Here is a 7435-nt window from a genome sequence, read left to right on the forward strand (position 1 = left end):
CGCAGGAATTTTTGGAGCTCTCCGAGGAAGCGGAACAGATCGGCTTCCTGGGCGTCATGTCCGGGCCGCTGGTGCGTTCCTCCTACCGGGCCGGGCGCCTGTGGGCCACCGCGATGCGCAAGAAGGGTCGCGACATCCCCGCCCACCTGGCCCACATCGCCGAAGGCATCGAGGACTCCGGGCACACCCGCCAGGAAGCCGCCTCCCTCATCGCCGCACGCTAACCGCACGCCGGAATCCGCCGGGCAGCCCTCGGGCAGCCCGGCGGCCCCTTTGCGCACCGAACGCACCCAATACCCGCTAGAATTGACTTACTATGGCCAAATCCACTGACTCAGCACACGCCGCCGCCGACAAGCCGAAGCGCTCCCTCTTCAACCGCGCCGCCAAGGGCGGCGCCAAGAAGGAAAAGAAGCCCGGCCGCCTCAAGCAAATGGTGGACATCTTCAAGATGACGCGCCGCCACGATCCCATGGTCACCTGGGTCATGCTTGGCGCATTCCTGGGCCTGATCGTCATCTCCCTGGTGGTGGCGCTGCTGATCCCGCCGCACTCCTGGATCAACGGCCTGCTGGTCGGCATCCCGCTGGGCCTGCTGGCCGCGCTGCTGCTCATGTCACGCCGCGCCGAACGTGCCGCCTACGCCCAGATCGAAGGCAAGCCCGGCGCTGCAGGTGCGGCCCTGAGCTCCCTGAAGAAGGGCTGGATCTTTGAAGAACAGCCCGCCGCCGTGAACCCGCGGACCCAGGACGTGGTGTTCCGTGCCATCGGCAAGGCCGGCATTGTGCTGGTGACCGAGGGGCCCTCCACGCGCATCAAGGGCCTGGTGGACGCCGAACGGCGCCGGCTGGGGCGCATCCTGCCCAACGTCGCCGTCACGGTGATTGAAACGGGCAACGGCGAGGGGCAGGTGCCGATCGCGAAGCTGACGAAGAAGATGAACAAGCTCAAGGGCGAGCTGACCAAGGTTGAGGTCAGTGCCGTCAACAAGCGCATCAGCTCCATGGGCAACAAGCTGCCCATCCCCAAGGGCATCGACCCGTACAAGGCACGCCCGGACCGGAAGTCTGCACGCGGGCGCTAGGCCAGGGATTTCCGCCGGAGACGGCGCCAAGGTACAAGCAGTGCCCGGCGGATATTCCGCCGGGCACTGCTTTTTTGGGTTGTTGTTTGTGCCGGCCGCCCTAACGGCGGACCAGGATGGTTTTCATGGCACGGTCATGCAGGCCCCGGTGGTCGGCGTCGGTGATCACGGCCGGTATCACCAGGCACAGGAGCACGGCGCGGACCACGCCTGCGAGCAGGCCGGCCGGGCCGCCGTCGAGCCTCTGGACCTGAATCCCCATGATCCGGTGGCCCACGCTGTAGCCCAGCGTGCCCACGAGCACCATTTGTTCCACGGCAAAAATGCCGAGAACGGCAGTTGAATTGCTGTGGAAAAAGGCGGCTGCAATCAAGTAGCACAGGCCCCAGTCGATGCAGATCGCCAGGATCCTGCGTCCCGAACGGGCCATCGAACCACGCCCGGATTCGGGCAGTCCCAACCGTTCGCCCGGGTATTTGGATATATTGGAGGTGTCAGGCCCACTGAGCCAGGACCCGATGTCTTTACGATTTACCACCCCTCCAGCCTACCGGCGGCGGACCAATCCGTCCCCACGGGGGTGGTCGTAACGTGCCGGAAACATTTCTGACACCCTTGAGTAATGGCCCAGACATAGCCTTTTGTTAGTTGCGTAAAGCACCCATGGCCGAACCCGATCGGCCGGAATCCAGAACGCCAAGGAGCGTAGATGTTCAAGAACGCGGAAGAAGTCCTCCAGTTCATCAAGGATGAAGATGTGAAGTTCATCGACATCCGATTCACCGACCTGCCCGGTGTCCAGCAGCACTTCAACGTGCCGGCAAAGACGGTGGACCTTGATTTCTTTGTCCATGGCCAGCTGTTCGACGGCTCGTCCATCCGCGGATTCCAGGGCATCGCCGAGTCCGACATGCAGCTCATCCCGGACCCGAAGACCGCCTTTGTGGACACGTTCCGCAAGGAAAAGACCTTGGCCCTGAACTTTTCCATCGTGAACCCCCGCACCGGTGACCCCTACCACCGCGACCCCCGCGGCGTGGCCGAAAAGGCCGAGGCCTACCTTGCCTCGACCGGCATTGCCGACACGGCCTTCTTCGGCGCCGAAGCCGAGTTCTTCGTGTTCGACAACGTCCAGTACGAATCCTCCCCCCAAGGCTCCTTCTACAAGATTGATTCCGAAGAGGCCAACTGGAACACGGGCCGCGCCGAAGACGGCGGCAACCTCGGCTACAAGACGCCCGTCAAGGGCGGCTACTTCCCGGTGGCACCGATTGACCACCAGGCCGACCTCCGCGATGCCATGTGCATCGAGCTGGACAACGCCGGCCTCGCTGTTGAGCGCTCCCACCACGAGGTGGGCGCTCCCGGCCAGGCGGAAATCAACTACACGTTCAACACCCTGGTCCACTCCGCGGACGACCTGCAGAAGTTCAAGTACGTCATCAAGAACACCGCCTGGGCCTGGGGGAAGTCCGTAACGTTCATGCCCAAGCCGGTCTTCGGCGACAACGGCTCGGGCATGCACTGCCACCAGTCGCTGTGGAGCAACGGCGCCCCCCTGTTCTACGACGAAAAGGGCTACGCCGGCCTGTCCGACCTGGCCCGCTGGTACATCGGCGGCCTGCTCAAGCACTCCTCCGCCGTGCTCGCCTTCACCAACCCGACGGTGAACTCCTACCGCCGCCTGGTCAAGGGCTTCGAGGCCCCCGTCAACATGGTGTACTCGCAGGGCAACCGCTCCGCCGGCATCCGCATCCCCATCACCGGCTCCAACCCGAAGGCCAAGCGCCTGGAGTTCCGCGCACCGGACCCCTCCTCCAACCCGTACCTGGCGTTCTCCGCCCAGCTGATGGCGGGCCTTGACGGCATCAAGAACCGGATCGAACCCCCGGCTCCCATCGACAAGGACCTGTACGAGCTGCCCCCCGAGGAGGCCAAGGACATCCCCAAGGCCCCCGAGTCGCTCGAGGAGGCGCTGCTCGCCCTCGAGGACGACAACGAGTTCCTGCAGGCCGGCGGCGTGTTCACCCAGGACCTGATCGACACCTGGATCGAATACAAGCGCGAATACGAGATCAAGCCCCTGCAGCTGCGCCCGAACCCGTACGAGTTCGAGCTCTACTACGGCTGCTAGGCCCCGGGCTGCTTTCGACGGCGTGCCAAGCTGGCGGGGGCGTGTGAACTTTCATACGCCCCCGCCGGCATGGCACGCCGTCACCGTTTAAGGGCCGGCGGCGGACGGGTCAGAAAATGGACCAGCCGGTGCGCGTGGAGAAGGCGTCGAGGGCGGCGATGCCGGCCACCGAGTTGCCGTTGGGACCCAATGCGGGGCCCCAGACGGTGACGGCGCAGCGGCCCGGGACTATGGCCACGATGCCCCCGCCCACGCCGCTTTTACCGGGCAGGCCCACCCGGTAGGCAAATTCGCCGGCGGCGTCATACGTCCCGCAGGTCAGCATGACCGCATTGACCCGCTTGCTCTGGTTGGGGCTCAGGAACGGCGTGCCGCCGGCCGAAACGCCGTGGCGGGCCAGGAAACGGGACGCCACGGCCAGGTCCTCACAGGACATCCGGAGGGCGCATTGGTGGAAGTAGTTGTCGAGGACGTCCTCCACCGGGTTTTCCAGGTTGCCATAGCTGGCCAGCAGGTGGGCCATGGCTGAATTCCGGTGCCCGTGCTGCGCCTCGGAAGCGGCCACGGCGTCGTCGAAGGCGATGGCAGGGTTGCCGGACTCCTTGCGCAGCAATCCGCGGACGGAGCGGGCGGCGTCGCCGGTCAGGGTCAGCAGCCTGTCGGTGACCACGATGGCCCCCGCATTGATGAACGGGTTGCGCGGGATGCCGTTGTCCGCCTCAAGCTGGAGCATCGAGTTGAAGGGCGTGCCGGACGGCTCACGGAACACGCGCCGCCAAATGGAGTCGTAGTCGTAGGACATGACCAGCGCCAGGGAGAAGACCTTGGAGATGCTTTGGATCGAAAACGGCTCCCGCCAGTGCCCGGCACCGTAGACCGGGCCGTCGGACATGGCCACGCACATGCCGAAATTCCCCGGCGGCACGCTGCCCAGGCTCGGGATATAGGACGCCACGGCGCCCTGTCCCAGCAGCGGCTGGACATCGTGGACGATCTCCTCGACAACCCCTTGCAGCTCCATGCGGCTGCCTCCTCACACAGTTGTGCCGCCGTCGAACGCCGACGGCGGCAGGATGGCGGGGCGGCCGGCCGGCCGCCCCGCGGGTTCCGCTAAAGGACCTTGGCCAGGAAGTCCTGCAGGCGCGGCTGCTCGGCGCGGGAGAAGATTGCCTCCGGCGCGCCCTCCTCGCAGATGACGCCGGCGTCCATGAAGATGACGCGGTCGGCCACTTCCCGGGCGAAGCCCATCTCGTGCGTGACCACCACCATGGTCATGCCCTCGGCGGCGAGGTCGCGGATCACCTGGAGCACTTCCCCGACCATTTCGGGGTCCAGGGCGCTGGTGGCCTCGTCAAAGAGCATGATGCCGGGGTTCATGGCCAGCGCGCGGGCGATGGCCACGCGCTGCTTTTGGCCGCCGGAGAGCGACGCCGGACGCGCGTCGGCCTTTTCGGCAAGCCCCACGCGCTGCAACAGCTCCATGCCCTTGGCCCGGGCGGCGGCCTTGTCCAGCTTTTTCAGCTCAACCGGGGCCAGCATGATGTTTTGGATGACGCTCATGTGCGGGAAGAGGTTGAAGTGCTGGAACACCATGCCGATGTGCTGGCGGACGGCGTTCAGGTCCACCTTGGGGTCCGTGAGGTCGAAGCCGTCCACCGTGACGGTGCCGGCCGTGATGTCTTCGAGCTTGTTCAGGCAGCGCAGGAACGTTGACTTGCCCGAACCGGACGGGCCGATCACGCAGACCACCTCCCCCTCGGCAACATCCACGTCGATGCCCTTGAGGACCTCGTTGGCGCCGAAAGACTTTTTCAGGTCCCGGACGCTGATCTTTGCGCTCTTTGCATGCGTGGTGGCGGTCATTTGTTGAACTTCCTGTCCAGGGCGTTGGAAAACTGGGTCAAGATGAAGATCACGATAAAGTACAGGGCCGCCACAATGATCAGCGTTTCACCGGTGCGGAAGTTGGACGCGTAGATCTGCTGTCCCTGGTAGGTCAGTTCCGCAAAACCGATGACGGCCAGCAGCGAGGTGTCCTTCAAGGTGATGACGAACTGGTTGATGAACGACGGCGTCATGATCTTGATGGCCTGCGGCACCACCACGCGGCGCATGGAGGTGACGTAGCCCAGGCCCAGGCTGCGGCTGGCTTCCAGCTGGCCCGGGTCCACGGACTGGATGCCGCCACGGACGATTTCGGTCATGTACGCCCCGGCGTTCAGGCTCAGCGTGATGACGCCGGCCGTCAGCACATTCAGCGGCTGTCCGGTGAGCTGGGGCAGGCCGAAGTAAAAGAAGAAGGCCTGGACCAGCAGCGGCGTGCCGCGGAAGATTTCCACGTAGATGCTGGCGATGACGCGCAGGATCTTGTTCTCCCCGACCTTGAAGAAGCCGAACAGGACGCCCAGGACCAGGGCGATGACGAGGGAGAGCGCCGTGGCCAGCAGCGTCATGCCCAGGCCCTTCATGAGCGCCGGGAAGCTGTTCACCAGCAGGTCAACAAAGCCGGTCTGCTTCACGGTTTCCGGTGCCGCCAGGTATTTGTCGAGGATCTTTTGGTACTCGCCATTGGCTTTCAAATTGGCCAGTCCCGCATCGAAGGCCGCCAGGAGATCGGCGTCTTGGCCCTTGTTGACGGCGAAACCGTAGGAGCTTCCGCGTTCCTTGGGTGTGACGATCTTCAGCCCGTTGTTCTGGCTGACACCGTAGGCGAGGACCGGGTAGTCGTCAAATACTGCCACGGAGTTACCGGCCTTGACGTCGTCGTACATGGTCGCGGAGTCGGCCAGGGACTTGACGGTGAAGCCGTACTTGTCCTTGATGGAGTTGGCGAACGTTTCGCCCTCGCTGCCTCGCTTGACGGAAACCGTCTTGCCCTTCAGCGCCGCGTAGTCCTTCACGGTGTCGTCGTTCTCGGCCACGGCCATCTGGACGCCGGAGTCGAAGTACGGGTCGGAGAAGTCAAAGATGAGCTTGCGCTTGTCCGTGATGGACATGCCGGCGATCACGCCCTGCACCTGGTTCGACTGCAGTGCCTGCAGGGCCGCGTCAAAGCCGAGGGACTTGATGTCCACAGTGAAGCCCTGGTTGGCGGCGATGGCCCGCAGCAGGTCCATGTCGATGCCGACCAGGTCGCCGCTGCCGTTGCGGAATTCAAACGGTGCAAACGTGGTGTCAGTAGCGATGGCAAAGGTCTTGCCCTTGGCGTCCGTTGCCGCCGCGGGGGCGGATGCAGGAGCGGCCTGGGGCGCGGTGGCGGGTGCCGGGAGCACGGCTGCGGACGCCGAGGCAGCGCCTAGGAACAGGGCCAGGACGGTCAGTGCCGCGCCGAGCGCAGCCCTTCCGCGTCGGGTGGCCAACCGGTAGGTTTTCAAGGTTTTTGCATCCATCCTTCGTTGTGGTGGGGCCCGCGCGGCGTGTCACAGGCAGGGGTCAGCCTGTGTTTTGGGGCATGCCAAAGGCTGCGCCCTTGGGCCAGGGGCTGCGCCAGCGCAGGTGTCAGGGATAGATTCTATGCGAAATGGCGGCGGGCGCCGCTTTCAGTCGGTTTCGGGTCCCGCGCAGTAGGGGCATTCAGTGTCGCAGGGGACCGTACCGCGCGTGGTGGCTGGGACCTGCCCGGGGGTGCTTTCGGCAGCGGCAAACGGGGCCGGCGCCGTCACCGGATCCGGCCGGCGGGCCTGTTGCGTGCGGGGGGCTTCAGTGCTCAGCAGCTGGGACATGGCGGGGTCTCCTTTGACTCCTTTGTACAATCCCCGCCTGCCCACGGCGGTGTGGGGCGGGGCCGGGTGGACCTGGCCGGCCCGCTGCCATCAACATTAGTGTGGCGCACGTCGCCTAGCGGGAGCGCGATCGACAAAAAAGCTGCCGTGAATCTGTCCGGTTGCCACTCCCTGCAGCGGACAAGGAAAATGCGGGTCCGGCCGGATCTCCGGCCAGTCCCGCATTTCCTGTGGTTCGAAAGGATTTATTTTTGCCCGGCCGTAGGGGCCGGAACCTTGTTGTGGCTTACGCCTGCGTTGTGGTCGAACCCTTCGCCGAGTACGGCCAGATCCACTGACCCGCCAACGTGGTCGAACCCTTCGCCGAGTACGGCCAGATCCACTGACCCGCCAACGCCGTCGAACCCTTCGCCGAATACGGCCAGATCCACTGACCCGCCAACGCCGTCGAACCCTTCGCCGAATACGGCCAGATCCACTGACCCGCCAACGCCG

At 64.9% G+C, this 7435-nt stretch carries 7 protein-coding genes and 1 pseudogene; 3 read left to right on the forward strand and 5 right to left on the reverse strand.

Features of this window, described 5'->3' with window-relative positions; translation table 11 throughout:
* Positions 1-224: pseudogene (locus MMF96_RS19005) on the forward strand (lipoyl synthase); the annotation flags it as partial.
* Positions 225-316: 92 nt separating this feature from the next.
* Positions 317-1084 (forward strand): DUF4191 domain-containing protein, encoded by a 768-nt coding sequence (locus MMF96_RS19010; RefSeq protein WP_176618383.1) that lies wholly within the window; start codon positions 317-319, stop codon positions 1082-1084.
* Positions 1085-1184: 100 nt separating this feature from the next.
* Here the strand turns inward: MMF96_RS19010 and MMF96_RS19015 are convergent, their stop codons facing one another.
* A complete protein-coding gene (locus tag MMF96_RS19015) occupies positions 1185-1622 on the reverse strand; it encodes an RDD family protein (protein ID WP_256884432.1) in 438 nt (145 codons plus the stop codon).
* 171 nt (positions 1623-1793) lie between these two features.
* Here MMF96_RS19015 and glnA point away from each other — a divergent pair, with 171 nt between their 5' ends.
* Positions 1794-3218 (forward strand): type I glutamate--ammonia ligase, encoded by a 1425-nt coding sequence (gene glnA / locus MMF96_RS19020; RefSeq protein ID WP_176618385.1) that lies wholly within the window; start codon positions 1794-1796, stop codon positions 3216-3218.
* Between the two features lie 109 nt (positions 3219-3327).
* Here glnA and MMF96_RS19025 read toward each other — a convergent pair whose 3' ends face one another.
* The 4 genes from MMF96_RS19025 to MMF96_RS19040 form a co-directional block, all read right to left on the reverse strand.
* Positions 3328-4239, reverse strand: coding sequence for a glutaminase (locus tag MMF96_RS19025; protein ID WP_176618386.1), 912 nt, complete (start codon positions 4237-4239; stop codon positions 3328-3330).
* A gap of 89 nt (positions 4240-4328) precedes the next feature.
* Positions 4329-5081: an amino acid ABC transporter ATP-binding protein gene (locus tag MMF96_RS19030; RefSeq protein WP_176618387.1), complete on the reverse strand. Its 753-nt coding sequence runs from the start codon at positions 5079-5081 to the stop codon at positions 4329-4331.
* The gene (locus MMF96_RS19035) at positions 5078-6577 is read right to left on the reverse strand and encodes an amino acid ABC transporter substrate-binding protein/permease (RefSeq protein ID WP_256884433.1); all 1500 of its coding nucleotides are present in this window, start codon (positions 6575-6577) and stop codon (positions 5078-5080) included. The genes MMF96_RS19030 and MMF96_RS19035 overlap by 4 nt, the downstream gene beginning before the upstream one ends.
* A gap of 608 nt (positions 6578-7185) precedes the next feature.
* A partial coding sequence (locus tag MMF96_RS19040) for a hypothetical protein (RefSeq protein WP_256884434.1) occupies positions 7186-7435 on the reverse strand: 250 nt, incomplete at its 5' end.

Source organism: Arthrobacter sp. STN4 (genome assembly GCF_024539665.1).
In the GTDB taxonomy this organism is placed as follows: Bacteria; Actinomycetota; Actinomycetes; order Actinomycetales; family Micrococcaceae; genus Specibacter.

What these genes read in the sequence shown, in the direction of transcription:
- MMF96_RS19025 (WP_176618386.1), bottom strand. Translation starts at nt 4,239, where the DNA reads ATGGAGCTGCAAGGGGTTGTCGAGGAGATCGTCCACGATGTCCAGCCG.
- MMF96_RS19030 (WP_176618387.1), bottom strand. Translation starts at nt 5,081, where the DNA reads ATGACCGCCACCACGCATGCAAAGAGCGCAAAGATCAGCGTCCGGGAC.
- glnA (WP_176618385.1), top strand. Translation starts at nt 1,794, where the DNA reads ATGTTCAAGAACGCGGAAGAAGTCCTCCAGTTCATCAAGGATGAAGAT.
- MMF96_RS19010 (WP_176618383.1), top strand. Translation starts at nt 317, where the DNA reads ATGGCCAAATCCACTGACTCAGCACACGCCGCCGCCGACAAGCCGAAG.